Genomic DNA, 24481 nt, shown 5'->3' with positions numbered 1-24481 from the left:
CCTGCGACGATCGCACCCCGTACGAGACCAGGGGGGTCCGAGCATGTGGATGTTCTTCCGGCGGCGCAGGAACGACAAGGCGGCCCCGGCCGCGGCCCCCACGACTCCGGCGCCGACCTCGTCCGGGACGTCCGTCCGCGCGGGCACCGGGGCCGGACCGGCCATCAGCCTGACCGAGCTTCAGGCCACCGCCCCCGCCCTGGTCTCCCTCTACAAGACCGCCGGCGTCTCCCTGCGCAAGCAGGGCCTGGACGGCCGCCGGGCCGCCGTCTACCTGGTGCTCGACCACTCCGCCTCGATGAGCGGCCTCTACCGGGACGGCTCCGTGCAGCGCCTCGCCGAACAGTCGCTGGCGCTCTCCGCCAACCTCGACGACGACGGCACGGTGCCCGTGGTGCTCTTCAACGACCGCGCGTACGAGCCGCAGGAGGTCGTGATCGGCCGCCACGAGGGCGCGGTGCAGCAGGTCCGGACGGCGGTCGGGGCGAAGTTCGGCGGCACCCGCTACGCACCGGCCATGCGGGCCGTCCTCGCGCACTACCGCGCGTGCGGGGCCACCGACCCGGCCTTCGTCGTCTTCCAGACGGACGGCGCGGCCTTCGACAAGAAGGACGTCGCCGCGCTGCTCCGGGAGAGTTCCGAGCTGCCCGTCTTCTGGCAGTTCCTGGGCTTCGGCGAGTACGACGCCAAGCACTTCGCCTTCCTCCGCTCACTGGCCGCCCTGGACGGCCGGGCCACCCCGAACGCCGGGTTCTGCGCCACCGGCAAGAAGCCCCGCTCGCTGGCCGACGACGCCCTGTACGGGCGGCTGCTGGCCGCCTACCCGGCCTGGCTGGAGGCCGCGCGGGCGGCCGGCATCACGGGCTGAGCTGTTCCTCCGCGGGCGGTTCCGGCTGCCGCGGCAGACCGTTCTGGCCGCTCGGGCCGCTCGGGCCGTTCCGGCCGGGCGGACCCGGCGCGGGCTCGGGCGCCGACGGCGGGCCGAGGCGGGCCAAGCCGCTGCGGGTGGCGGCCACCACGATCCGGTCCCCGGCCTCCAGCCGCCGGCCCCGGTCGGCGAAGTTCCACTGCAGGTCGCCGGGGCGGCGGGCGAGGCGGAGGGCGATCACCCGCACGCCGTCCGGTGCCTCGATGCTCCGCAGGTCCCGGCCGACCAGCCCGGAGGCGTCGTCCGCGACCAGTTCGGCGATCAGCAGCACATGGCGGTAGACCGACAGCGTGCCCAGCACCTCCCGGCCCATCAGCGCCGCCGCGAAGGCCGGTGCGGAGAGGTAGGACACCGAGCGGGAGGCGACGTTGCCGAGCGTCGCGTACACGTGGTGGGCGAAGTCGTCGTCGAAGAGCCGGACGACGATCCGCACGTCCGGACGGACGGCCCGGGCCTCCAGTGCCGCCTCCAGGTTGGCCGCGTCGTCGCTGGTGACCGCCGCCAGGGCGCGGGCCCGGTGGATGCGGGCGCGGCGCAGCTGGCTCTCCAGCGGGGCGTCGCCGACCAGCACCGGGATGCCCAGGGCGCGGACGGCCGCGATGCCGCGGGCCTGCGGGTCGCTCTCCACGCAGACCACCGGCACCCCCGTCTCGTGCACCAGTGCGGCCACCCGGATGCCCACGCTGCCGAGGCCGACCACGACGACGTGCCCGCGGACACCGGCCCCCGGGGCGCGCGGCACCCCGCGCCGTCCGCTGGCCAGCGCCTCGACCACGATCGCGGTGGCCACCGGCATGAAGGTGATGCCGCAGAAGGTGATCACCACCTGCGCCAGCCTGGTCCACGGCCCGCCCTGCCCGGGGTCGTCCGGCTGGGCGGCCCCCGCGAGGTCGAGCAGGGCGAGGTAGAGCGTCCAGCCGAGGTCGCGGTGGGCCAGGTAGAGCACGGCGGTGCTCAGCAGGACGGCGGCCAGCGCGGTGCTCAGGACGAGCCGCATCCGGGCGCCGGTGACGTACCGCAGGGCGTCGAGCAGGGTCCAGCGCAGCCGGGAGGTCCAGGGGATGCGCAGCGGGGGTTCGGAGGCCAGCGCCTGCAGGGCGGCGAGGCCGCCCTGCTCCCCGGCCGGCGGGGGCGGGGCCGAGGGGTCCGCGCCGGGCGGGCCGTTGTCGCCGAACCTCCGGGCCAGCGCGATGAATTCGGCCGCCCGGCCGGCGGTCTCGGGCAGCAGGCGGAGCCGCGAGAGGTCCTGCCGGTCGATCCGGTCGGCGACCAGGCAGAGCCGCCCCTCGCCGATGTCCTCGTCGTACGCCACGTACAGGTAGCGCCCGCCGACGGGCACCGAGTTGGGGCGGCCGAGGACGCCGTTGGCGAAGGCGGGGGCGGCGGTCGCGGAGCCGGAGAGCGCCGCGCAGTTGGGCAGCAGCCGTTCGATGTGCTCGCCGAGCCGCTGGTTGAACATCCGCAGCACGATCCGGATGCCCGGGTTGGCACCCTGCGCGGTGAGCGCGGCATGGATGTTCTGCTGGTCGTCGCCGTCCACCAGCGCGATGCCGAGCGCCCCGGCCACCCCGGCGGCCCGCAGCGCCTCCTCGGTCACCGACCCGTGCTCCAGCACCGCCGCCACCCCGGGCAGCCGCCCGATCCGCGGCCCGTGGTCCCGCGCCAGGTCCGGCACCACCGCGACCACCGGCACCTCGTAGTGCTCGGCCAGCTCCAGCACCAGCCGGTGCGCCAGCGCATTCCCCCCGCACACGATGTAGTGCCCGCGGTGTCCGTCACCTGTCATACCGATGAAGCGTATGCGCCCCACCCGTCCACCGGGCGGCGGAAAGGTGTCTGACGCGTGATCAGTTGTGGCTCGCGCCAAGGGATGCCACGGGCACCCGGCCGTCGGACGCGCTCAGGCGGTGGCGGTGATGCCGGAGACCAGGAGAAGGAGGAGGGCGGAGACGGCGGTCATGCGGCGGGCGGCGGCGGGGGTGGAGCCGAGGGAGGTGCGGGCGCGGCCGGCGGCGAGGGCGACGGCGGTGTAGACGGCGGCGCAGGTGAGGACGTTGAGGGCGCCGAGGGCGAGGACCTGGCCGGCGACGGGGAGGGCGGCGTCGGGCTCGACGAACTGCGGGACGAGGGAGAGGTAGAGCAGCAGGCCCTTGGGGTTGAGCAGGGCGGTGAGCACGCTCTGCCGCAGGACGGCGCGGGCGGGCTGGGGCCGGGCCTCGGGGAGGCGGCCGCCGTCGCGGCGCAGCGAGATGAGCATGGTGACGGCGAGGACGGCGAGGTAGGCGGCGCCGGCCCAGCGGAGGGTGGGGAGGGCGGCGGGGACGGCGCGCAGGGCGGCGGCGAGGCCGGCGGCGGAGAGCAGGGTGTGGACGGCGTAGCCGGCGCAGACGCCGGCCACGGCGAGCAGGGCCGTGCGGCGGCCCTGGCCGAGCCCGCGGGCGGCGATGAGCAGCCAGTCGGGCCCGGGGGTGCAGACCAGGAGGAGGTCGACCCCCAGGAAGAGCAGCAGGGCGTGTGCGTCCATGGGTTTCGGTGTCTCCGCGGTGCCTGGGGTGGGAATGTCGCTGTCGCTGACGACGCTAGCGGCGGAGGCGAGGCAGCCGATGACCTGTTTGTGCAGTTCAGCGGGGTCCTTTGGCAGAATATTGCGCTATGGACCGCACTGACCGCAGAATCCTCCACGAGCTCCAGCAGGACGGCCGGCTGACCAATGCCGAGCTGGCCGGGCGGGTGGGCCTGACGCCGTCCCCGTGCCTGCGCCGGGTGCGGCAGCTGGAGCAGGACGGGGTGATCCGCGGCTACCGGGCGCTGCTGGACGGCGCGGCGGTCGGCCGGGGCTTCCAGCCGTTCGTGACGGTGGTGATGCGGCACGAGGACCGGGCGACGGTGGCGGAGTTCGAGGAGCGGGTCGCCGCGCTGCCGGAGGTGGTGGAGGCGCACCGGCTGTTCGGCGAGCCGGACTACCTGCTGCGGATCGCGGTCGCCGACATCGCCGCGTACGAGCGCTTCATCACCGACGTGCTGTCCGGTCTGCCGGGGATCGCGCAGGTCAACTCGCTGATGACGATGAAGCGGGTGAAGGGCGACGCGGGCCTGCCGGTGCTGCCCTCCGCACCGGGCCGCCCCTGACGCGCCGCCGTTCGGCAGCTCCCCGATTGCCGCCTCCGCGGACCGGCCGGACACTCGGAGAGCCCCGGGAACACGGACGACGGAACGAGGTGGAGATCATGGCGGTCTGCGTGGTGTGCAAGAACGACTACTGGCTGTCCTTCGAGATCAAGACGGTCAGCGGCGACACGTACACCTTCGACAGCTTCGAGTGCGCGATGGAGAAGCTGGCCCCGCGCTGCGAGCACTGCAGTGTGCGGATCGTCGGCCACGGTGTCGAGGTGGCCGGCATGTTCTTCTGCTGCGGCAACTGTGCGCGGGCCAACGGCGGGCTGGGCGACCAGATCCGCGACGCGGTCGGCGCCCACCCCGGCAGCTGAATCGCCGGACCCGGCCGCCGGCCGGCCAGTGCCGCGTCGGGCAACCTTCGCCCCGTCGCGACCCGATGCTCCCCCGGCCCCACGAGGGCCGGGAGGTGCCCCCATCGCCTGGACGCACCGCCGAAGCACCCGAGTACGTCCAGTACGAGGCTGCTCCGGCGGCACGCCCAGCCGGGCGCCTCGGGTCGCTCCTTGACGGGCGAAGGTTGCCTGACGCGGCACTGGGCCGCGGCGGCCGGGGTCAGGGCTCGACCCGGCGGTCAGACCCGGGCGTGCGAGCCGATGTCGGCCGTGAACTCCTCGCTCATCGCGGGGGTGACCGTCGGCCGGCACTGGGCGATCGCGGCGAGGTAGTCCTCCGTCCCCGCACCGGCCTGCCCGGGCCCCGTTGCTCCCCCGTCCTCGCCGAGATCACGTTCGAACGCCGTCTGGGCCGCGATCCGGGCGGCGTGTTCGATGTCTGCGGGCGTGAACAGTTCGCTGGCCGCGACGAGCGCGGCGAGGTCGACCCCGGGCCGGTGGGCCGCGTACCGGGACCAGATCGCGGTGCGGGCGGCGGCGTCCGGGGTGCCGATCGGGATGAGGTAGTCGAAGCGGCCGTGCCGCAGGAACGCCGGGTCGAGCGAGCGGATCGAGTTGGTGGCGCACACCAGCAGCCGTTCCTCGCCCTCGCGGAAGCCGGGGATCAGCTTCAGCAGCTCGTTGGTGACCCCGTGCATGCCGCCGGTCGCGCCCTCCCTGCGCACCGGCGCGATCTCCTCGACCTCGTCGACGAAGACCAGCACCCGCTCCAGCTCGGCGATCCGGGCGAAGGCGGTGCGCAGCGCGGCGGCGAGGTTCCCCTCGTCGGCGAGCCGGGAGGGCAGCAGTTCGACGAACGGCCAGCCCAGCCGGGAGGCGACGGCCCGGGCGAAGGTGGTCTTGCCGGTGCCGGGCGGGCCGAACAGGGCGACGGCCCGCGGCGGGCGGACGCCGTGCCGGGCGGCCCGCTCCGGTTCGGCGAGCGGCAGCACCACCCGCCGTTCGATCAGCGACTTCTCGGCCTCCATCCCGGCCACCTTCTGCCACAGGTCACCGGGCAGCACCCGCCCGCCGAGCTCCTCCAGCAGGCCGGCGGACGGCCCGTGCTGCGGTTCGGACTTCTCGAAGTACGCGACGGCCGGGCGGCGGCCGTACCCGGCGTTCTGCAGCCCCTCGCCGAGCTGCTCCTCCTCCGGCAGGACGTAGGCGATGCGGCGGACCCGCCGTTCCACCAGGCGGCGTTCGAGTTCGCGCAGCAGGGCGCTGGCCAGGCCGCGGCCGCGCCAGCCGGGGGCGATGGCGAGCCGCATCACCCAGGCCCGCTCCCCCGCGACGTGGGCGAGCGCGGCGCCGATCGGTGTGCCGCGGCTGACCGCGACGACCGCGGGCTGGCGGGAGGTCAGTGCGGTGATGCACTCGGCGATGGAGAACACCGACTCCTGGCCGAGCCCGGCGGTGGTGTCGATGAGGTGGACGACCGCCGCCAGGTCGTCCTCGCGGTAGTCGTGGATCAGCCAGTCGGTGGTGGAATGCTGCACGGTGCGCGCCTCTCGTCCGTCCCTGGTGGTGCCTGGACGGTAGGGGGCGGCCGCGGGCGGCGGCGTCCGCCGCGGCGGACAACCGGCGGGGCACGAACCGTACGGACTGCGGGTGGCGCGGGCGCCGGGAACGGGCGGGTCAGAACGTGAAGCGCAGCGAACGGACCCGGTGGTCGAAGCTGGACGGGATCAGCGCGGGCGCACCGGTCGAGCGCAGCTCGGGCAGGCGGGTGAACAGCTCGCGGTAGAGCACCTTCATCTCCTGCCGGGCGAGGTGGGCACCGAGGCAGAAGTGCGGGCCGCCGCCGCCGAACCCCAGGTGCGGATTGGGCGAGCGGGTGATGTCGAAGGCGTCCGGCTCGGTGAAGACGGCCTCGTCGCGGTTGGCGGAGGCGAAGAACAGCACCACCTTCTCGCCCTGGACGAGACGGGTGCCGCCCAGGTCGTGATCGGCGGCCACGGTGCGGCGGAACTGGATGATCGGCGTGGAGTGCCGGACGATCTCCTCCACCGCGCCGCCGATCCGTGCGTCGAAGTCGCCCATCAGCAGGGCGCGCTGGTCGGGGTGCCGGGTGAGCAGGTGCAGGCCGTGGGCGAGCGCGTTGCGGGTGGTCTCGACGCCGGCGACCAGCAGCAGCGAGAAGAAGGCGCCCAGCTCACGGGAGTTGAGGTGCCGGCCGTCGATGTCCGCGGTGACCAGGGCGGAGATCAGGTCGTCGGTCGGCCGGCGACGGCGCTCCCGGCCGAGGGCGGCGATCACCAACTGCATCCGGGCGAGCGCCCGCAGGCCGCGGCCGGGCACGCGGAGGCGGCTGCGGGCCACGCCGGTGTGCTCGGAGGCGTGGTTGACCTGGGCCAGGATCTGCCGGCGCTGCCGCTCGGGGACGCCCATCATGTTGCAGATCACCTGGTACGGCAGCTCCGCCGCGACCGCGGCGACGAAGTCCTCCGGCCGGCGGTCGACCACCTCGTCGACGATCCGCACGGCCACCCGGCGGATGTCCTGCTCGACCCGGGAGATCAGCCGCGGTGTGAAGGCGCGGGAGACGATCCGCCGCAGGTCGGCGTGGTGCGGGTCGTCCAGGTTGACCATCGAGTCGCCGAACAGCGTCCTCACCCAGCGGGCCGGTTCGGGCGTGGTGACGCCGGGGCCGCTGATGAACACCTCGGGGGTGCGGCTGGCGGCGACGACGTCGGTGTGCCGGACGAGCGCGAGGAAGCTGCGGCCGGTGGCCCGGTGGGTGAAGCGCACCGGGCCGTCCAGGCGGCGGAGTTCGGCGAAGGCGGCGGCACGGTCGGCCTCCGGCAGCCGCCAGAAGCCGGGGTCGCCGAGGTCGACGCCGGCCGGGGCCGGCGGGGTCGCGGTGGCCTGGGTGCCTGCCGGTGCGCTCATGACGGCTTTTATCTTCCACCCGGTGGCGGAAAGTCAAATCGCCGTCACTCCTTGTGGTTTCACTTGCCGAAGTCGATGGCGTGATCCGATCGGTACCCGGCCGCGGCGGCGTCCTCGGCGGCGTCGTCCTCGGCGTCCTCGTCGTCCTCCGCCTCGGCAGCAGGCTCCGTCGGGGCGAGGTCCCGGCCCAGCAGGGTCGCGCCGGCCACCGCGCCCGGCATGGCCAGCACCGTCACGAACGGCACCAGGAACAGCAGGACGAGCGGTGCGCCGAAGCCGAGCGCCAGACCGAGGCGGGAGCGCAGCAGGCGCAGCCGCTCCTTCTGCGGGATGCCGCGCCGCTGCAACGCGACGGCGGACAGCTCGACCGTGAGGAAGTATCCGGACACGCAGATGCCGATCGCCGGGACGACCGTCTGGCCGACCACCGGCAGGAACCCGCACAGGAACAGCACCAGGCCGATCGCGGCCACCCGCACCAGCACGTACAGGCTGTCCCGGGCGGAGATCCACAGTTCGCGCCAGAGCGGGACGTCGGGGCCGGCGGGTGCGCCGCCCTCGGTCTCGTCGACCTTCTCGCACAGCGACTCGTAGAACGGCTGGCCGACGAGCAGCGTCGCTGCGGTGAAGGTGATCACCGAGAGCAGGCCGCCGACGGCGACGGCGGCGACCGCCAGCGCACCGCGGAGCAGCCCCTGCCACGGGGAGCTCCAGTCGTCGGCGAACGGGGTCGCCCAGTCGGCGATGTCGCCGGACCAGACGATCAGTGCGGCCATCACCGCGACGTACCCGACCAGGGCGATGAGCGCCGGGATCATCCCGAAGAGCCACCAGCGCCCGTGCCGCGCCACCCAGCGCTGGCCCTTGAGGAGGTATCCGATCCCCGCCGCAAAATCTCGCATGGGCCAAGCCTACGGGTCGGCCCCGCACCATGATCGGCGCATGTGTTGTCGCCCGCTCGCCTCCGGGCCCTCTGAACCCGGCGCCGACGGTCCCTTCGGCTCGGGCGGGGAAACTGTGCGAGGCGCAGGGTGCGGCGCCCTTTCTATCGATTCGCGCGGTTCCACACGTCCCTATCGGATGTCCGACTGCCTCTGACGAGACATCTGTGCCGGTCCGCGCGGGGTGGTGCGGGGGGCCTGCAGCAGGCGGTGGGCGCAGGTGGCGATGAGCAGTTCGGCCTGGAGTTCGGGGTCCGCGACCTCGATGCCGAGCAGCCGCTCGATCCGTTCCAGCCGCTGGTAGAGCGACTGCCGGCCGATGTGCAGCAGGGCGGCGGTGCGGGTGGGCGAGCAGCCGTGCCGCAGGTGCACCTCCAGGGTGCGCACCAGGTCGCTGGCATGCCGGGACTCCCACTCCAGCACCGGGCCGAGCGCGTCCTCGGCCAGCCGGGTCCACCGTTCGCGGCCCCCGGAGCGGCTCAGCTCCCGTTCCAGGGTGAAGGCCCGCGCGGTGGCCACGTACGGCTGCGGCGGGCCGGGCCGGCGGGGCTCGGCGGGCGGCACGGTGGCGGCGAGTTCCAGGGTGGCGGCGGCCTCGCGCAGGCTCTCGCCGTACCGCTCCCAGCCGGCCTCGGCGGGCACGGCGGGCCCGAGCCCGACCAGCGCGGCCGCCGGGGCGGTCTCCTGCAGCACCGCCCGGACGGCGCGCACCGGGTCCGGGGCCGCCGGGACGGCCAGCAGGGCGAGGATCCCGCCGCGCATCGCGGCCGCCAGGGCGGTGCCGCTGAGCCGGCCGAGCAGCGGGGCGGTCATCCGGGCCGGCAGCGCCTCGGGCAGGCCGCGGGCCGCCAGGCCCAGCAGCCGGTGCCCCGGCGGGACCCGGAACCCGGCCGCCTCCGCGCGGGTGGCGGCCGCGGCGCGGCCCGTCCTCGCCCCGTCGCCCGTGCTGACGCCGTCCAGCAGGTCGCCGAGCAGCGCCCGGCCGTGGCCGGCGGGGTCGGACGGGGTCCGCGGGGCGTCCCGGGGTTCGCGGGCCGTCCGTCCGGCCGGTGCGAGGGAGGAGTTCGCGGCGTTCACCGCCTCGGCGACCCGCGCGAACGGCACGACCCGGCGCAGCACCACCAGCGGCAGGCCGAGCCGTTCGGCCTCGGCCGTCACGGCGGCCGGCATCCGCGGCAGTGCCCGGCCGACCTGCGCGAAGAGCGCGGCCGCGCCCCGGCCGGCGAGCTCCCGGACGAACGCCCGCTGCCGCTCCGGCGTGGAGCGGGCCAGGCCGCGGCCGTCGGTGAGCAGCAGCTCGCCGCCGTTCAGGAAGGACCAGCCGTCGTGCACCTCGCCGGCGTGCACCCGCCGGACGGGCCGGTCCAGCGCACCGCGGCCGGCCAGCAGCAGCGGGGCGGCGGGCCCCAGGACGTCGAGGGAGAGGACCTCGCGGACGGTGAGAGCGGGCACGGCGGCCTCCCGGCGGAGTCTGTACGGGGTGGGTCTCTGTGGTGGGCGCGGCTCGCTGCGGGTCGGGCGCGCGGCGGCGGGCGGGATGCCGCCGGGCGGGGAATCGGGCGGGCCGATCGGTCGGACAGGGCGCCAGGGAGGGTACGCACCCTTCGTTGCCACGGTGTTTCGGAAACGGGAGGTGGAGCCGGTGGATCTGCAGCGGATGCTCGCGGTCGCGGTCGAGGAGGCCAGGGCCGGGCTGGCGGAGGGAGGCATCCCGATCGGTGCGGCGCTCTTCGACGAACACGGCGAACTGCTCGGACGCGGCCGCAACCGCCGCGTCCAGGACGGCGATCCGTCCATGCACGCCGAGACCGCCGCCTTCCGGGCGGCGGGACGGATGCGCGGCTACGGCCGCACCACGATGGTCACCACGCTGTCGCCCTGCTGGTACTGCTCCGGCCTGGTACGCCAGTTCGGGATCGGCCGGGTGATCGTCGGCGAGGCCCGGACGTTCAGCGGAGGCCATGACTGGCTGGCCGAACACGGCGTCGGCATCACGGTGCTGGACGACCCCGAGTGCGTCCGGCTGATGACGGACTTCATCGCGGCCCGGCCCGAGCTGTGGTTCGAGGACATCGGCGAATGACGCGGACAGGAGCGAACGGCGTGGCAGAGGTACGGATTCCCACGGTCGACCTCGGTGCGTGGACCGGCGGCACGGCGGAGGAACGGGCCCGGATCGCCCGCAGCGTCGACGAGGCGCTCGGCCGGGCGGGCTTCCTGCTGCTCACCGGCCACGGGGTGACCGAACGGGAGCGGGCCGAGGTGCGGGCCGCCGCCCGCGGGTTCTTCGCCCTGCCGGAGGAGGTGAAGCAGCGGTACGCGGTGAAGGTCGGCGGCCGCGGCTGGCTCGGCCCCGGCGCCGAGGCCAACGGCTACGCGGAGGGCACCGAGACCCCGCCCGACCTCAAGGAGTCGTGGTCGGTCGGCGCCGACCGGGCCACCGGGGACCCCGGGTTGGACGACTTCTGGTTCCGGCCCAACGTCTGGCCGACCGCCGAGGCACCGCGCCTGCAGGGGCTGGTGGAGGCGTACATGGCGCGGATGCGCACCGCCGCCGACGAGACCCTGCGGCTGCTCGCGGCGGCCCTCGGACAGCCCGAGGACTTCTTCACCCGGCACACCGGGGCGCCCACCTACACCTGCAACATCAACTGGTACCCGTCCGTCGACACGGCCGGCCCGCCGCTGCCCGGCCAGTACCGGATCGGCCCGCACACCGACTTCGGCACCGTCACCCTGCTCGACCGGCAGCAGGGCCGCGGCGGACTCCAGGTGTGGACGGAGGAACAGGGCTGGGCGGACGCCCCCTGGGACCCGGCCGCGCTCACCGTCAACATCGGCGACCTGATGGCCCGCTGGACCGGCGACCGCTGGCGGTCCGGGCGGCACCGGGTTCTGCCGCCCTCCCCCGAGGCCCCCGACGAGGAACTCATGTCGCTGGTCTACTTCTACGAGTGCGACCCGCACACCACCGTCAGCCCGCTCCCGGCCCCCGTCGGGCGGGTGGCGCACCCACCGGTCGACTCCACCGCCTACCTGCGGGCCAAGCTGGACGCCATCACCGTCGGCTGACCGCCCCCGGACACACCCGTGCCCGCAGGCCCCGGACGGGGACCTGCGGGCACGGGCCCTGATCGGCGGGGCCGGGTCAGCCGCGGACCTCGGCCACGGCGGCGCCCAGCGCCTCCTTGATGCGCGGGCCGAGGCGGGTGAAGCCCAGCTCCTTCATGGCGGCGCGCAGCAGCTCGTCGTCGCTGCGCTCGGTGCCGTCCCCGTCCAGCCAGCCCACCAGGGCCGCCAGCTCGGCCGGGGTGTAGGCCGTGACGGCCTTGCCCGCGACGATCTCCGGCTTCTCCGGACGGCCGGCCGCAGCCGCAACGGGCTCCGGCTCGGGCTCGGCCACGGGCTCCTCCACCGCGACAGGCTCGGGCTCGACCTCGGCCACCGGCTCAACCTCGACGACGGGCTCGGGCTCCGCCTCGACGACCGACTCGACCTCGGCCACCGGCTCAACCTCGACGACAGGCTCGGGCTCGACCTCGGCGACCGGCTCCTCGACGGCGATGGGCTCGGGCTCGGGCTCAGCCTCGACAACCGGCTCGGCCTCGGCCACCGGCTCAACCTCGGCCACCGGCTCAGGCTCGACCTCAGCGACCGGCTCCTCGACGGCGACGGGCTCGGGCTCGGGCTCAGCCTCGACAACCGGCTCGGCCTCGGCCACCGGCTCAACCTCGGCAACGGGCTCAGCCTCGGCAACGGGCTCCGGCTCCTCGACGACAGCCTCGGGCTCGGCAGCCTCGACAACCGCAACGGGCTCCTCGGCAACCGGCTCCGCCTCGGCTTCCGCCACGACCTCGGCCTCGACCTCAGCCTCGACGTCCGTCTCGACGGGCTCCTCAGCAACCGCCTCGGTCTCCACCTCGGCCGCAACCTCGACCACGGCCTCCGCCGCGGGCTCGGCCTCAATCTCAGTCTCGGCCTCAGCCTCAGGCTCCGCCTCGACGGCAACCTCGGCCTCGGTCTCGACCTCGGCCACCACAGCGACCTCGACCGCGGCCTCGGCGGCCTCGGCCGCCTGCTCGCCGCCGTCCCGCGGACCGCCCGCCAGCGCCTGGCGGGCGGCCTCCTCCGCGTCGGTGCCGTCCTCGGCGGTGGAGGCGGTGTGCCGGTCGTACGCGGCGAGGGCGGCCTCGCGATCGGCCTGACGCTCGGCCAGTTCGGCGAGCAGTTCGTCCAGGCCCTGCGCGGCGAGAGCGGTGCGCAGGGAGGCGAGGACGGGCAGGCGGAAGAGGGTGCCCTCGTCGGCGGCCAGGCGGTCGACCAGGTCGGCGAGTTCGCCGAGCGGGAGGGACTCCGGGTCCTGGCCGGGCAGCAGGCGGCCGAGCGCGCGGACGGCGGTGCCGAGCGAGTCGATGGCCTGGGCGGTCTCGGCGAGGAGGGCGCCGTCGACCGGGACGGCGGGGGCGGCGCCGCCGGTGGCGAGCGCGGACCAGTCGGTGCGGGCGGTGGCGGCCGCGGCGAGGGCGGCGTGCAGGTCGGCGCGGCCGATCTTCTTGCCGCCGGTCAGACCGCGGGCCTGCGAGCGCAGCGCCCAGCGGCGGCCGAACGACAGCTTGACGTTCTGCTCCGTGCGCCAGGCCCGGGTGCCGGTGGCGGCCGCGAGGGCGTCGAGGTCGGCGGAGAAGGCGTCGGTGCTCAGCGTGGCGGTTGCGGACTGCACGCGCTGCAGGACGTCGAGGAGGGTGCCGAGGCCGAGCAGGGTGTCGGGGACGTCGAGTCCGGCCTTGGCGGCGATGCCGGTGACGGCGCCGCCGATGTCGCGGATGTTGAGGCTGCGCAGCTCCGCGAGGACGGTGGAGGCGGCGCGCGCCTCCTCGCCCTCGGTGACGGTGTCTGCCGCGGCCAGCCAGGGGTTGGCGTCGGGGGTCAGGGTGAAGCCGCCCTGTTCGGCGTAGCGGCCGAGTTCCTCGCGGGTGTCCGGCCCGGCTTCGCCGTCCGGAGTGGCAGCCGGGGCCGGCACCGAGGCGTCGGCGTCGTTCAGGTAGCGCACTGTCATGTGGAAGTCCGGTTCGTGGCGGGGTGACGGGAGGGGGTTGGCGGAGAAGGGCGCCGAGGTGCGGCTCGGCGGGTACGGCGCGAGGGCCAGAATACGGGTGCTCGTTCGACGGGTGCACCCACCTGGCGGGTTGTTGCGGGACTGTGCCGTGTCATGGCCCGGTCCGGGGTGCGAGGTGCCGGACGTCGCTGAGCGTGACGGGCGGCAGGAAGTCGCGCAGGGGTTCGCGGTGCCACCACTCGCCGGTCGTCCTGAGTCTGCGCCAACTGCTGTACCGGTAGCGGTAGAGACGCGCGCGGACGAAGGTGGGCGGGCTGTCCGGGAAGGGGTTGTGGCGCAGCAGCCGGAGGGTGTCGGGGTCGTTGACGAGCAGCCGCGCGACGAGCGGGGCGAACCAGGGCCTGGCGTAGGAGGGCGAGATGGCGGCGAACCACATCAGCCAGTCCAGCCGGAGGTGATAGGGGGCGATCTGTCGTGGCATTCGCCGGAGTTCGCCCGGTTTGCCCCGGAATCCATAGGCCTGCCAGCGGGTCCCGGGGCCGGGGAGTTCGGCGTCGGTGCCCTCCAGGACGATCTCGTGCCGGATGCGGGTGACGGAACCGAAGGCGCCGTAGGTGTTCACCAGGTGCAGTCGGTCGAAGGAGCGGTTCATCACCTGGTGGCGGGAGAGCAGGTTGCGGGCGGGCCGGTAGCTGAGGACGAGGACGCCGGCGGTGAGGGCGAGCACGAGGACCTCGTACCAGACGGGCGGGCCCGGGTAGTGCGGTGCGGCGGGCAGCGGGAGCAGCCGGTCGGCGGTGCCGGCGTCGACGACGGAGAGGGCGAGGGCGATGGTGATCCAGTTCAGCCAGGCGAAGTTGCCGGAGAGCACCAGCCAGAGCTGGGTGACGGTCATCAGGGCGGCGGCGGTGCTGGCGATCGGCTGCGGCAGGAAGAGTGCGAACGGTACGGCGAGTTGCACGAAGTGGTTGGCGCCCGCCTCGATCCGGTGCAGCGGGCGGGGCAGGTGGTGGAAGAACCAGCTGAGCGGGCCCGGCATCGGCTGGGTCTCGTGGTGGTAGTAGAGGCAGGTCAGGTCGCGCCAGCAGGCGTCGCCGCGCCACTTGATCAGGCCGGCGCCGAACTCGACGCGGAAGAGCAGCCAGCGCAGCAGCCACATCACGGTGACCGGCGGCGCGACGTCGCCGTTGCCGAGGAAGACGGCGAGCACGCCGGCCTCCAGCAGCAGCGACTCCCAGCCGAAGGCGTACCAGGTCTGGCCGACGTTGACGATGGAGAGGTAGAGCACCCAGAGCAGCGCCCACCAGAGCATGGCCGCCCAGAGCGGGACGAGGTCCCCGGCGCCGGCGGCGAGGGCGGCGGCGAGCGCGGCGCCCGTCCAGGCGGTCGCGGCGAAGGCCCGGTCGCTGTAGTGGAGGTGGAAGAGGCTGGGCGAGCGCCGCATCGGGACGCGGGCGGTGAACTGCGGGACGGGGAGGATGCCGCGCTCGCCGATCAGGGCCCGGAACTGGTTGGCGGCGGCGACGAATCCGACCGTGTAGAGCAGGGCGAGCAGCCGCTGGAAGACCTGGCGGGCGAACCAGTAGTCGGGTGCCGCGAACCACTCCACCTCGTGCGCTCTCCTCGGTCGTCCGCGCTCGGACCGTCCCATGCCTACCACTCCCGAGGGGGATCCGCTCGCGGGGCCGTCCGTCCGGGCCGCCGACTTCATCCGGAAGGCGCACCGGGCGCGGAGGCGGCGCGGGGGTGCGGCGCGACCGCGGGGTGGGACGGGTCTCCCGCGGGGCGGCCGGACTGTGATCTCATACCAGGTGTTCAGCACCGAAACCGGGAGACACCCATGACATCGGCTTCGCCGCAGCCTGCCGCCGACCCGTCCTGTCCAGATCCGTCCCGATCCGCCCCCGCCGACCGCATCGCGCCCCTCGATGCGGTCGACATCTCCGACGCCACCCCCGGGGCCGAAACCACCGGCCGGCGCGGCATCTCCGGTGCGGTGTGGGGTGCGCTCGGCATCGTCTACGTGGTGTGGGGTTCGACCTACCTGGCGATCCGGGTGGTGGTGGAGACCATGCCGCCGTTCCTGTCCGGATCGATGCGCTTCGTCGCGGCCGGCCTGGTGCTGGCGGCGCTGATCGCGGTACGGCAGGGGCCGGCCGCACTGCTGGTGCGGCCGCGCGAACTGGCCTCGGCGGCGGTGGTCGGCGTGCTGCTGCTGGTCGGCGGCAACGGTCTGGTGGTGCTGGCGGAGCAGTCGGTGCCGTCCGGGCTGACCGCGCTGATGGTGGCGAGCGTGCCGCTGTGGGTGGTGGTGCTGCGCCGGCTGACCGGCCACCGGACCCCGCTCTCCACCCTGGGCGGCGTACTGGTCGGCCTGCTCGGGCTGGCGGTGCTGAGCGCGCCCGGACTGACCGGCGAGGTGCGGCTGCTGGGCCTGGTCGCAGTGCTGGTCGCCGCGCTGCTGTGGGCCTGCGGCTCGGTGCTGGCCGGCCGGCTGCCGATGCCGGCCAACCCGCTGACGGCCAGCGTGTACGAGATGCTCGCGGGCGGCGTCGGCGCGCTGGTGCTGGCCTTCGTCCGGCACGAGCCGCAGGGGTTCCACCCGGCCTCGGTGTCGACCGCGTCCTGGGCCGGGCTGGCGTACCTGGTGGTCTTCGGCTCGCTGGTCGCGTTCAGCGCGTACGCCTGGCTGCTGCAGCGCGCGCCGCTGCCACTGGTGGCGACCTACGCGTACGTGAACCCGGTGGTGGCCGTGCTGCTCGGGTGGCTGGTGCTCTCCGAGGCGCTGACCTGGCCGATCGTCCTCGGCGGCGCCGTGGTGGTCGCCGGGGTGTGCCTGGTGGTGCGCACCGAGCGCCGATAGGACCTGCGCGGAGCATCGGGCGCCGGGGCGGCGTACATGAGTTGAGAAGTTGTCGGCTTTTCCGGCCCGCAAGCCCATCTGCGAGGATCATGTATTCAACAAGATAACAATGTGGTCGAGAAATCTTAGCGAACGTTTTACTTGTTGACGGGCCGCGGGGACGGCGGATTGACTGCCTCGTCGCCGCACTCCGCGGCGCTGTCAGGGAGGCACCACCCACCATGAACGCATTGACGCGTCGCATCCTCGCCGGCACGGCCGCTGTGTCGGCGGCGTTGTCGCTGGCCGCATGTGGCTCGGGTTCCGACGCGGGCTCCTCCTCCGGGACGAAGACCATCGGTCTGCTGCTCCCGGAGAAGTCCTCGTCCACGCGGTACGAGAGCTTCGACAAGCCGCTGATCGAGGCCTCGGTCGCCGCACTGTGCACCAAGTGCGAGGTCGACTACGCCAACGCGGACGGCGACGAGACCGTCCAGAAGCAGCAGTTCGACGACCTGCTGGCCAAGGGCGTCAAGGTCATCCTCCTCGACCCGGTGAACTCGGGCGCCACCGCACCCTGGGTGGACGCCGCCAACAAGAAGGGTGTCAAGGTCATCGCCTACGACCGGCTCGCCGCCGGCAAGGTGTCCGCCTACATCTCCTTCGACAACGAGCGCACCGGCGAGCTGCAGGGCCAGGCGCTGCTCGACGCGCTCGGCAGCAAGGCGTCGAACGCGAACGTCGTCATGATCAACGGTGCCGAGTCGGACCCGAACGCCGCCCAGTTCAAGAAGGGTGCGCACAAGATCCTCGACGACAAGGTCAAGAAGATCGTCTACGAGCAGTCGGGCGAATGGAAGCCCGAAGTCGCGGCGACCAAGGTCAACGAGGCGATCAGCCACTTCGGCAAGAACGGCATCCAGGCCGTGTACTCGGCCAACGACGGCATGGCCACCTCCATCATCGGCGCCCTCAAGGGTGCCGGGATGAACGTGCCCGTCGGCGGCCAGGACGCCTCCCTGGACGCGATCCAGCGCATCCTGGCCGGCGAGCAGACCTACACCATCTACAAGCCGTACAAGCCCGAGGCCGACGCCGCCGCCACCATGGCCGTCTACCTCGTGAAGGGCCTGGACATCACCTCGGTCGCCAGCGCCATGACCGAGAGCGGCGGCCTGCAGATCCCGTCGATGCTGCTCAGCCCGATCGTCGTCACCAAGGACAAGGTGGCCTCGACCGTCATCGCCGGCAACCTCTACAAGGCCTCCGAGGTCTGCACCCCGCAGTACGCCGAGGCCTGCAAGGCCGCCGGCGTCGAGGTGAACTGAGCCAAACCCCCGCCGCCGCCCGGCGGGCGCGTCAGCCGCGCGCCCGCCGGGTGGCCGCGATGCAGCCCAGCACCGCCAGCGCCGCCACCGGGGCACGGGTGTTCGTCCGCCAGCCGCTCTTCCAGAACCCGACCGGCGCGGTGCTCTCCGCCGCCCGGCGGCCGGAGGTGCTGCGGATCGCCCGGGAGGCCGGGGCGTTCGTGGTGGAGGACGACTTCGCCCGGCGGCTGGTGCACGCGGACGCCCCGCCGCCCGCCCCGCCGCTGGCCGCCGACGACCCGGACGGGGTGGTGGTGCACGTCCGCTCGCTGACCAGGCCGACCTCGCCCAACCTGCGGGTGGCGGCACTGACCGCACGCGGACCGGCCTTCGAACGGCTGCGCGCCGTCCAGGCGGTGGACGGTTCCTTCGTCCCGCGGCCGCTCCAGGACGCCGCACTCGAACTGGTCGGCGCACCGGCCTGGGGCCACCACCTGCGCACCCTCGCCGGACGGCTCCAGGAGCGCCGCAGGGCGCTGGCGGGCACCCTGCAGCGGCTGCGGCCGGACGTGCTCGCCCCGCGGCTGCCGGCCGGCGGCCACCACCTGTGGCTGCGGCTCCCCGAGGGCACCGATCCGCAGGAGACCACCGCCGCCGCACTGCGCGCCGGGGTCGCGGTCACCCCGGGAGGGGCGTACTTCACCGCCGAGCCGCCGGCCCCGTACCTGCGGGTCGGCTACGGCGCCGCGGAGAGCACCGAGCAGCTGGTGGCGGGGGCGGAGCGGCTGGCCGGGGTGCTGGGCGACACGGCCTGAGCCGCGCGGCACCCACTGCCCGGGCCGGGGCGCCGGACGGGCGCCCCGGCCGGAACGCGGGTCAGCCCGACAGCCCCGGGCGGCCCGGCTGGAACGGCGGCAGCATGTCGCCGGGGCCGCGCCCGGACTGCTGCAGGCGGTCCACCAGCAGCGCGGCCAGCGTGCCGAGCTCCTCCTCGGTGCGGGACTGCGCGGTGACGTCCATGCCGACCGTCAGCACGCCGTTGACCATGCCGGTGCGCGCATTGCGCAGTGGCGTGCAGGTGAAGGTGTACACCTGCTCCGCGCGCCGGGCCCCGGGCAGGTAGGACTGCACCCGGACGTCCTTGAGCACGGTGCCCCGGCCGGTGCGGTACGCCTCGGTGACGGCGAGCGGCAGCCCGGCGGCGGCCAGCTGCGGGTAGGCGTGGCCGAGGCCCACGAACGGGCCGGGGGCGCCGAAGATGCCGGCGTGCTCGGCGTTGGCGTAGCGGATCTCGTGCTCGGGCCCGTCGGTGAGCATGATCGGGAACGGCGAGCCGTCGAACGCGGCGAACATCTCCTGCTGCTGGGCGAGCAGGTTGTCGCGCAGGCGGATCTCGGAGAGCAGCGCCTCGGCCAGGTGCTGGATGTCCTTCAGCCGCTCGCGGCCCCACTGGCGGGGCTCGCGGTCGAGCACGCACACCGTGCCGATGACGGTGTTGGTGTCGTCCACCAGCGGCGCGCCCAGGTAGGCGCGGACGCCCAGCTCGTCGACGACCGGGTTACCGGCGAACCGGGGGTAGGCGAGGATGTCGTCCAGGGCGAGCGGCGAGCGCTGGGCGACGACGTGCGGGCAGAAGCCGTGGCTGAGCGGCATCTCCCGGGCCGGCAGGTCGAAGGCGATCCCGCGGTCCGCCCAGGCGTCGTCCTCGACCGGCTGGGCCTGTGCGGGATTTGGCGGAATGTAGAGCCCCCGGAACATCTGGCGCTCGTCGTTGATGAAGTTGACCATCGCAATCGGCGCGCGGGTGATGCTGGCGGCCAGGTGGGCGAATCGGTCGAAAGCCTCGTCCGGACTCGGGTCGTTGAGACCCAGGCTGCGGAGCCGGCGCGTCCGGTCGGACTCGCCCCCACCGCCCGGATAGGCGTTCTGAGCGCTCATCACATCAGTCATGGCCGACATGGTGTCAGACCCGGGCGGCCTCCGGACCGGCGGAGTCTCATCAGACGGACGAAATCCGAGGGTGAAGATCCATTCCCCGATGACGTCCGGTCAAATCCTGTCACGAAAAGGTCACATACAGATCTCGCCATTTCATGATCACGCTCTGGAGGTGCGCAGTGACGCATATGACAATGTTTCCTTGCCGAGGGCGGGAGACCGCCCATCCGCGCGCGGCCCTCAACGGCGCGGCGGCCGACTCGACCACCCCATCCCCTGCGGCGGCCCCTGCCCGGGGACGGGGCGGCGGCGAATCCGACCGACGAGAGGACGCCCCATGCTGGGCCAGGACTACTTCACCGACGAGCGGCACGAGCAGCTCCGTGCCGAGGTGCGCGAGTTCGCGGAGAAGGAGGTGCGGCCGCAGATCGCCAGGATGGAGGCGGAGCGCTCGATCGAGCACGACCTCGCCCGGGAGATCGCCCGGAGAGGATGGATCGGCGTCACCATCCCCAGGGTGTACGGCGGCATGGGGCTCGGCCACTTGGCCAAGACCGTCGTCATCGAGGAACTCTCCCGGGTCAGCGGCGCGATGGGCGCGATCGCCCAGGCCTCCCAGCTCGGCGTCGCCAAGGTGATCCACTTCGGCTCCGAGCAGCAGCGCCGCCAGTGGCTGCCGCAGTTCGCCGACGGGCGCGCACTGCCGACCATCGCGGTCACCGAGCCGGAGTCCGGCGGCCACGTCCTCGGCATGACCGGCACCGCCCGCAAGCGCGGCCGCGAGTACGTGCTCAACGGCCGGAAGTGGTTCGTCGGCAACTCGCACATCGGCGACGTGCACGGCGTGGTGTTCCGCACCGGCAAGGGCTCGCGCGGCCTGTCCGCCTTCCTGGTGCCCAGCGACGCGCCCGGCTTCCGGCTCGGCGACCCGGGCAGCCAGAGCGGCCTGCACGGCTTCAGCTTCGGCGAGCTGATATTCGAGAACTGCCGCATCCCGGTCGACAACCGGCTCGGCCCCGAGGGCGCCGGCCTGGACGTGGCGTACTCCTCCAGCATCCTCTACGGCCGGCCGAACCTCGCCGCCGTCGCCCTGGGCATCCACCGGGCGATCGTGGAGGACACCGTGCGCTTCGCCGAGGGCCGCTCGCTCTACGGCAAGCCGCTCACCGAACTCCCCAACATCAGCCTGAAGATCGGCGAGATGCAGTCCCGGCTGATGACCGCACGGCTGGCCGCCTACCACGCCGCGCACCTGCTCGACCTCGGCCGGCCCTGCGACGCCGAACTGATGAACTCCAAGCTGGTGAACACCGAGTACGCCCTGGACTCGGCCCGCAACGCCATGGAGATCCACGCGGCCCGGGGCCTGCAGGCAGACTTCGGGATCGAGCGCTACCTGCGCGACGCCACCCACGTCTACCCGCCCGCCGGCACCTCCGACGTGCAGCGGCTCCGGCTCGGCCAGGTCGCCGCCGGCAGCTACGGCGTGCAGTGGTCGGAGAAGCTCGCCGAGCTGGCCAAGCTCTCCAGCACGGCGTGGACGCCCCAGGCGCTCGCGGTCTGACGGACGCCCCTCGGCCGCCCGGCGCTCCGGCGCCGGGCGGATCGAACACGTATCGCACAACTCACTTTCAGTCAGATGATGTTGCTCATCGGGGTCTCGGGGCTGGTAGCGTTCAGCAGTCGACGGCACAGCCATGCGAATCCGCTTGATGACGGTCAGTCAACAAACGGATGTCCTTGCTGGTCAAAGCTTTTGACACCAAGTCTCCACCACACGGGCACACGCCGCTTGCACCCGCACGAGGACTCAGATGCCAGGCATACCGGCCCAGCGCCCCGGCCACCGCGCCGACCGCACCGGCTCGCTCCGAACCTCCCTCCTCCCCCTGGTGCTGGTCCCCTGCGCCGGCCTCGCCGTCGCCTGGGGCTACGCCGGGGTGCTGCTGCTCAACAGCGGCCACCGGCTCGCACTCGCCCTCGGCAGCGCCGCGGTCGCCGGGGTACTGGCCTGGAGCCTCGTCCAGGGCCGGCGCACCGCCCGGGTGCTCACCGCCCGCGTGGACGGGCTGCGGGAGATCACCCGCACCCTCGCCGAGACCGAACTGCCCGGCGTCGTCCGGCAGATCGAGGCGGGCGAGTCCGTCGCCCCGGTGGCCGACGGCCGTACCGCCGCCCGGCGCCCCGGCGGGGACGAGATCCAGCAGGTCGCCGAGGCGGTGGACGCCGTCCGGCGCACCGCCGTCGCCGCGATCGTCCAGCAGGCGCAGAGCCGCGAGGGCACCAAGAAGGTCTTCCTCAACATCGCGCGCCGCACCCAGGTCCTGATCCACCGCCAGATCACCATGCTGGACGAGCTGGAGCGCCAGCACGAGGAGCCGGAACTGCTCAAGGAGCTGTTCGCGGTCGACCACCTGGCGACCCGGATGCGGCGCAACGCCGAGAACCTGGTCATCCTCGGCGGTGCGCTGCCGGCCCGCCGCTGGCGCAACGCCGTGCCGATGGTCAACGTGCTGCGCTCGGCGGTCTCCGAGACCGAGAACTACGCCCGGGTCGCCGTCCAGGGCGTGCCGCGCACCGCGCTCAGCGGGCAGGCCGTCGCCGACGTCATCCACCTGGTCGCCGAGCTGATCGAGAACGGCACCACCTTCTCGCCCCCGTACACCCAGGTCCTGGTCTCGGCGCAGGAGGTCCCCAAGGGCCTCGCCGTCGAGGTCGAGGACCGCGGCCTCGGCATGTCCGAGGAGGAGTACGAGCGGCTGAACGCCTACCTCGCCGACCCGCCCGAGCTGGACGTCGCCGCGCTCGGCGACGACCTGCGGCTGGGCCTGTTCGTGGTCTCCCGGCTCGCCGCCCGGCACGACGTCCAGGTCACCCTGCGGCCCTCCCCGTACGGCGGCACCCGGGCCGTGGTGCTGCTGCCCGCCGCACTGATGGAGGCCGCACCGGCCCCGTCCGGCTTCCCGGGGCTGCCGTTCGGCGCCCGGGTGGCCGAGCAGGGCGCCGGGCAGTCCGACGGACAGGGCAGCGGGCTGACCGCCGGGGCGCCGATCCCCGGCCTGCCCGGCGCCGTGGTCTCCGCGACGCCCTTCCGCCGCCCGGCCGCGCCGGCCGCACCCGCACTGTTCGCCGAGCCGGCCGAGCGGCCCGTCCACGAGGCCGCATCCGAGCCGCTGCAGCTGCCGACCCGGCGGCCCGAGGCGCCCGCGCTGCCCGCCGCACCCGCCTTCCGGCCCGCGGCCCCCGCCGCCCCGGCCCCGCTGCAGGTGCCGGACGTCCAGGAGCTGCAGGACCCGCAGGAGCTCACGGCCGACGGCGAGCTGCGCACGCCGAAGATACTGCCCAAGCGGGTGCGCAACGCCAGCCTGGCCGACCAGCTCCGGGAGGCGGCCGCCGCCGAGCGCACCCCCGCCGCCGGCACGGCGATCCCCCGGCCGGCCCGCCCGGCACCCGACGACGACCCCTCGCCGCAGCGCTCGCGCGCCACCATGGCCGCCATCCAGCGCGGTACCCGCACCGCCCGCGACTCCGCACCGCAGCCGCAGCCCACCGCGGCCGCCGAACCCGACCACGCACCCGACCACGCCCCTGCTCGCGAGGACCAGCCCTGATGACGACCCAGCCCACCGAAACCCAGCGCGACCTCAACTGGCTGCTGGACGAGTTGGTCTCCCGGGTACCGGAGACCCGGCACGCCGTGGTGCTGTCCGAGGACGGCCTGCTGGTCGGCATGGACAAGAACCTCGACCGCGCCGACGGCGAGCACCTGTCCGCCGTCGCCTCCGGCCTCCAGAGCCTCGCCCGCGGCGCCGGCCAGCGCTTCGACGGCGGCCGCGTCCGGCAGACCGTGATCGAGATGGACCACCTGTTCCTCTTCGTCACCACCGCGGGCCAGGGCGCCCGTCTCGCCGTGCTCACCTCCGAGGCGGTCGACGCCGGCCTGATGGCGTACGAGATCAACATGCTGGTCAAGCAGGTCGGTGCGTACCTCACCGCCGCGCCGCGCAGCGATGCCGGCCGGGAGCGGGCGGGTGACCTTGCGTGACCCCCGAGGAGGCCTGGTTCGACCGGGAGGCGGGGCACCTCGTCCGCCCTTACGCGATCACCGGCGGGCGGACCGAGTCGGGCCGCACTGAGTATTCGCTGATCACCCTGGTGGTGACCACCGACCCGCGGGCCGACACCGCCCGGCTGGCCCCCGAGCCGGCCGCGATCCTGGCCATGTGCCGGGAACGTCCGCTCGCGGTGGCCGAGATCGCCGCCCAGCTCGACCTGCCGGTGAGCGTGGTCAAGGTGCTGCTGGGCGATCTCGCCGACGCCGCGCTGATCATCACGCGGGCGCCGGTACCGCTGGCCGAGGTGCCCGACCTGGCCCTCGTCCAGGCCGTCATAGACGGTGTGCGCAATCTCTGAGAACAGCTGAGGAGCAAGCACGATGACCCAGAGCCTGGTCCCCGGGGCGGTCAAGATCCTGGTGGCGGGCGGTTTCGGCGTGGGCAAGACCACCATGGTCGGCTCGGTCAGCGAGATCGAACCGCTGTCGACCGAGGAGCGGATCACCCAGGCCAGCGTCGGCGTGGACAGCCTGGACGGCATCCGCGACAAGGCCACCACCACGGTCGCCATGGACTTCGGCCGGATCACCATCCGCGACGACCTGGTGCTCTACCTCTTCGGCACGCCCGGGCAGTTCCGCTTCTGGTTCATGTGGGACGACCTGGCGCTGGGCGCGCTCGGCGCGATCGTCCTCGCGGACACCCGGCGGCTGGAGTCCAGCTTCGCCGCGGTGGACTACTTCGAGCAGCGCGGGGTGCCGTTCGCGGTCGGCGTCAACTGCTTCCACGGCCGCCGGGAGGCGACCGCCGAGGACGTCCGCGCCGCACTCGACCTGGACGAGTCGGTGCCGGTGGTGCTGTGCGACGTCCGCGAGCGGGCCTCCAGCAAGGAGGTGCTGCTGGCCCTGCTGGACCGCGTCCGCAGCGGAGCGCTGGCGGCAGCGGGGCAGTCGGCCTGACGCGAGGACAACCAC

21 protein-coding genes and 1 pseudogene are annotated in these 24481 nt (G+C 73.9%); 13 read left to right on the top strand and 9 right to left on the bottom strand.

Features of this window, described 5'->3' with window-relative positions:
- The first annotated feature begins 43 nt into the window (after nucleotides 1-43).
- Nucleotides 44-868 carry a VWA domain-containing protein gene (locus AB0M03_RS04550; protein WP_363488328.1) on the top strand — a complete coding sequence of 275 codons (825 nt, stop codon included), beginning with the start codon at nucleotides 44-46 and terminating at the stop codon, nucleotides 866-868.
- Here AB0M03_RS04550 and AB0M03_RS04545 read toward each other — a convergent pair.
- Nucleotides 858-2714 (bottom strand): NAD-binding protein, encoded by a 1857-nt coding sequence (locus AB0M03_RS04545; RefSeq protein WP_363488326.1) that lies wholly within the window; start codon nucleotides 2712-2714, stop codon nucleotides 858-860. The two genes, AB0M03_RS04550 and AB0M03_RS04545, sit on opposite strands and share 11 nt — an antisense overlap.
- Nucleotides 2715-2828: 114 nt before the next feature.
- On the bottom strand, nucleotides 2829-3452 hold the full coding sequence (locus tag AB0M03_RS04540; protein WP_363488324.1) for a LysE family translocator: 624 nt from the start codon (nucleotides 3450-3452) through the stop codon (nucleotides 2829-2831).
- 128 nt (nucleotides 3453-3580) lie between these two features.
- Between AB0M03_RS04540 and AB0M03_RS04535 the strand changes: the two genes are divergently transcribed.
- A complete protein-coding gene (locus tag AB0M03_RS04535) occupies nucleotides 3581-4057 on the top strand; it encodes an Lrp/AsnC family transcriptional regulator (RefSeq protein ID WP_363488322.1) in 477 nt (158 codons plus the stop codon).
- 98 nt (nucleotides 4058-4155) lie between these two features.
- Nucleotides 4156-4416 carry a hypothetical protein gene (locus AB0M03_RS04530; RefSeq protein WP_030265899.1) on the top strand — a complete coding sequence of 87 codons (261 nt, stop codon included), beginning with the start codon at nucleotides 4156-4158 and terminating at the stop codon, nucleotides 4414-4416.
- A gap of 260 nt (nucleotides 4417-4676) precedes the next feature.
- On the opposite strand, the gene AB0M03_RS04525 is transcribed toward AB0M03_RS04530, so the two are convergent.
- The 4 genes from AB0M03_RS04525 to AB0M03_RS04510 all read right to left on the bottom strand — a co-directional run bounded on the left by AB0M03_RS04525 (nucleotide 4677) and on the right by AB0M03_RS04510 (nucleotide 9761).
- Nucleotides 4677-5975: a bifunctional GNAT family N-acetyltransferase/ATP-binding protein gene (locus AB0M03_RS04525; RefSeq protein ID WP_363488320.1), complete on the bottom strand. Its 1299-nt coding sequence runs from the start codon at nucleotides 5973-5975 to the stop codon at nucleotides 4677-4679.
- 139 nt (nucleotides 5976-6114) lie between these two features.
- Nucleotides 6115-7368, bottom strand: a complete 1254-nt coding sequence (locus AB0M03_RS04520) for a cytochrome P450 (protein ID WP_363488318.1) — start codon at nucleotides 7366-7368, stop codon at nucleotides 6115-6117.
- A 59-nt stretch (nucleotides 7369-7427) separates the two neighbouring features.
- Nucleotides 7428-8270, bottom strand: coding sequence for an EI24 domain-containing protein (locus AB0M03_RS04515; RefSeq protein ID WP_363488316.1), 843 nt, complete (start codon nucleotides 8268-8270; stop codon nucleotides 7428-7430).
- A gap of 171 nt (nucleotides 8271-8441) precedes the next feature.
- Entirely contained in the window at nucleotides 8442-9761 is a 1320-nt protein-coding gene (locus AB0M03_RS04510) for a PucR family transcriptional regulator (protein ID WP_363488314.1), read from the bottom strand.
- Between the two features lie 205 nt (nucleotides 9762-9966).
- On the opposite strand from AB0M03_RS04510, the gene AB0M03_RS04505 reads away from it, so the two are divergent.
- Nucleotides 9967-10392 (top strand): nucleoside deaminase, encoded by a 426-nt coding sequence (locus tag AB0M03_RS04505; protein WP_363488546.1) that lies wholly within the window; start codon nucleotides 9967-9969, stop codon nucleotides 10390-10392.
- A gap of 20 nt (nucleotides 10393-10412) precedes the next feature.
- On the top strand, nucleotides 10413-11381 hold the full coding sequence (locus AB0M03_RS04500; protein ID WP_363488312.1) for a 2-oxoglutarate and iron-dependent oxygenase domain-containing protein: 969 nt from the start codon (nucleotides 10413-10415) through the stop codon (nucleotides 11379-11381).
- Nucleotides 11382-11457: 76 nt separating this feature from the next.
- Here the strand turns inward: AB0M03_RS04500 and AB0M03_RS04495 are convergent, their stop codons facing one another.
- Together AB0M03_RS04495 and AB0M03_RS04490 are read right to left on the bottom strand one after the other, a co-directional pair.
- On the bottom strand, nucleotides 11458-13365 hold the full coding sequence (locus AB0M03_RS04495) for a hypothetical protein (protein WP_363488310.1): 1908 nt from the start codon (nucleotides 13363-13365) through the stop codon (nucleotides 11458-11460).
- 151 nt (nucleotides 13366-13516) lie between these two features.
- On the bottom strand, nucleotides 13517-14974 hold the full coding sequence (locus tag AB0M03_RS04490; protein WP_363488308.1) for a lipase maturation factor family protein: 1458 nt from the start codon (nucleotides 14972-14974) through the stop codon (nucleotides 13517-13519).
- A gap of 231 nt (nucleotides 14975-15205) precedes the next feature.
- Between AB0M03_RS04490 and AB0M03_RS04485 the strand changes: the two genes are divergently transcribed.
- The 3 genes and pseudogenes from AB0M03_RS04485 to AB0M03_RS04475 form a co-directional block, all read left to right on the top strand.
- The gene (locus AB0M03_RS04485) at nucleotides 15206-16228 is read left to right on the top strand and encodes an EamA family transporter (protein WP_363488306.1); all 1023 of its coding nucleotides are present in this window, start codon (nucleotides 15206-15208) and stop codon (nucleotides 16226-16228) included.
- A gap of 221 nt (nucleotides 16229-16449) precedes the next feature.
- Nucleotides 16450-17535, top strand: a complete 1086-nt coding sequence (locus AB0M03_RS04480; protein ID WP_363488304.1) for a substrate-binding domain-containing protein — start codon at nucleotides 16450-16452, stop codon at nucleotides 17533-17535.
- Between the two features lie 83 nt (nucleotides 17536-17618).
- Nucleotides 17619-18329, top strand: a pseudogene (locus AB0M03_RS04475) (aminotransferase class I/II-fold pyridoxal phosphate-dependent enzyme); the annotation flags it as partial.
- A 61-nt stretch (nucleotides 18330-18390) separates the two neighbouring features.
- On the opposite strand, the gene AB0M03_RS04470 reads toward AB0M03_RS04475, so the two are convergent.
- Nucleotides 18391-19464, bottom strand: coding sequence for a GAF domain-containing protein (locus tag AB0M03_RS04470; RefSeq protein WP_363488302.1), 1074 nt, complete (start codon nucleotides 19462-19464; stop codon nucleotides 18391-18393).
- A 325-nt stretch (nucleotides 19465-19789) separates the two neighbouring features.
- Here AB0M03_RS04470 and AB0M03_RS04465 point away from each other — a divergent pair, with 325 nt between their 5' ends.
- The 5 genes from AB0M03_RS04465 to AB0M03_RS04445 all read left to right on the top strand — a co-directional run bounded on the left by AB0M03_RS04465 (nucleotide 19790) and on the right by AB0M03_RS04445 (nucleotide 24466).
- Nucleotides 19790-21016, top strand: a complete 1227-nt coding sequence (locus tag AB0M03_RS04465; protein ID WP_363488300.1) for an acyl-CoA dehydrogenase family protein — start codon at nucleotides 19790-19792, stop codon at nucleotides 21014-21016.
- A 250-nt stretch (nucleotides 21017-21266) separates the two neighbouring features.
- Nucleotides 21267-23063 carry an ATP-binding protein gene (locus AB0M03_RS04460; protein WP_363488298.1) on the top strand — a complete coding sequence of 599 codons (1797 nt, stop codon included), beginning with the start codon at nucleotides 21267-21269 and terminating at the stop codon, nucleotides 23061-23063.
- Nucleotides 23063-23497 carry a roadblock/LC7 domain-containing protein gene (locus AB0M03_RS04455; RefSeq protein ID WP_363488296.1) on the top strand — a complete coding sequence of 145 codons (435 nt, stop codon included), beginning with the start codon at nucleotides 23063-23065 and terminating at the stop codon, nucleotides 23495-23497. The genes AB0M03_RS04460 and AB0M03_RS04455 overlap by 1 nt, the downstream gene beginning before the upstream one ends.
- Nucleotides 23494-23865 (top strand): DUF742 domain-containing protein, encoded by a 372-nt coding sequence (locus tag AB0M03_RS04450; RefSeq protein ID WP_363488294.1) that lies wholly within the window; start codon nucleotides 23494-23496, stop codon nucleotides 23863-23865. The genes AB0M03_RS04455 and AB0M03_RS04450 overlap by 4 nt, the downstream gene beginning before the upstream one ends.
- Before the next feature lie 22 nt (nucleotides 23866-23887).
- The gene (locus tag AB0M03_RS04445; protein ID WP_363488292.1) at nucleotides 23888-24466 is read left to right on the top strand and encodes an ATP/GTP-binding protein; all 579 of its coding nucleotides are present in this window, start codon (nucleotides 23888-23890) and stop codon (nucleotides 24464-24466) included.
- The last annotated feature ends 15 nt before the right edge of the window (nucleotides 24467-24481 follow it).

Origin of the sequence: Kitasatospora sp. NPDC051914 (assembly GCF_040680995.1) — a bacterium.
GTDB lineage: Bacteria > Actinomycetota > Actinomycetes > Streptomycetales > Streptomycetaceae > Kitasatospora.
The sequence above is the reverse complement of the archived record's forward strand: the minus strand, read 5'-3'. Positions and strand labels throughout refer to the sequence as shown.

Coding starts and splice junctions, on each gene's coding strand:
- AB0M03_RS04480 (WP_363488304.1), top strand. CDS start 16,450: ATGAACGCATTGACGCGTCGCATCCTCGCCGGCACGGCCGCTGTGTCG.
- AB0M03_RS04505 (WP_363488546.1), top strand. CDS start 9,967: ATGCTCGCGGTCGCGGTCGAGGAGGCCAGGGCCGGGCTGGCGGAGGGA.
- AB0M03_RS04530 (WP_030265899.1), top strand. CDS start 4,156: ATGGCGGTCTGCGTGGTGTGCAAGAACGACTACTGGCTGTCCTTCGAG.
- AB0M03_RS04495 (WP_363488310.1), bottom strand. CDS start 13,365: ATGACAGTGCGCTACCTGAACGACGCCGACGCCTCGGTGCCGGCCCCG.
- AB0M03_RS04470 (WP_363488302.1), bottom strand. CDS start 19,464: ATGACTGATGTGATGAGCGCTCAGAACGCCTATCCGGGCGGTGGGGGC.
- AB0M03_RS04465 (WP_363488300.1), top strand. CDS start 19,790: ATGCTGGGCCAGGACTACTTCACCGACGAGCGGCACGAGCAGCTCCGT.
- AB0M03_RS04460 (WP_363488298.1), top strand. CDS start 21,267: ATGCCAGGCATACCGGCCCAGCGCCCCGGCCACCGCGCCGACCGCACC.
- AB0M03_RS04535 (WP_363488322.1), top strand. CDS start 3,581: ATGGACCGCACTGACCGCAGAATCCTCCACGAGCTCCAGCAGGACGGC.
- AB0M03_RS04550 (WP_363488328.1), top strand. CDS start 44: ATGTGGATGTTCTTCCGGCGGCGCAGGAACGACAAGGCGGCCCCGGCC.
- AB0M03_RS04545 (WP_363488326.1), bottom strand. CDS start 2,714: ATGACAGGTGACGGACACCGCGGGCACTACATCGTGTGCGGGGGGAAT.
- AB0M03_RS04520 (WP_363488318.1), bottom strand. CDS start 7,368: ATGAGCGCACCGGCAGGCACCCAGGCCACCGCGACCCCGCCGGCCCCG.
- AB0M03_RS04515 (WP_363488316.1), bottom strand. CDS start 8,270: ATGCGAGATTTTGCGGCGGGGATCGGATACCTCCTCAAGGGCCAGCGC.
- AB0M03_RS04485 (WP_363488306.1), top strand. CDS start 15,206: ATGACATCGGCTTCGCCGCAGCCTGCCGCCGACCCGTCCTGTCCAGAT.
- AB0M03_RS04455 (WP_363488296.1), top strand. CDS start 23,063: ATGACGACCCAGCCCACCGAAACCCAGCGCGACCTCAACTGGCTGCTG.
- AB0M03_RS04445 (WP_363488292.1), top strand. CDS start 23,888: ATGACCCAGAGCCTGGTCCCCGGGGCGGTCAAGATCCTGGTGGCGGGC.
- AB0M03_RS04540 (WP_363488324.1), bottom strand. CDS start 3,452: ATGGACGCACACGCCCTGCTGCTCTTCCTGGGGGTCGACCTCCTCCTG.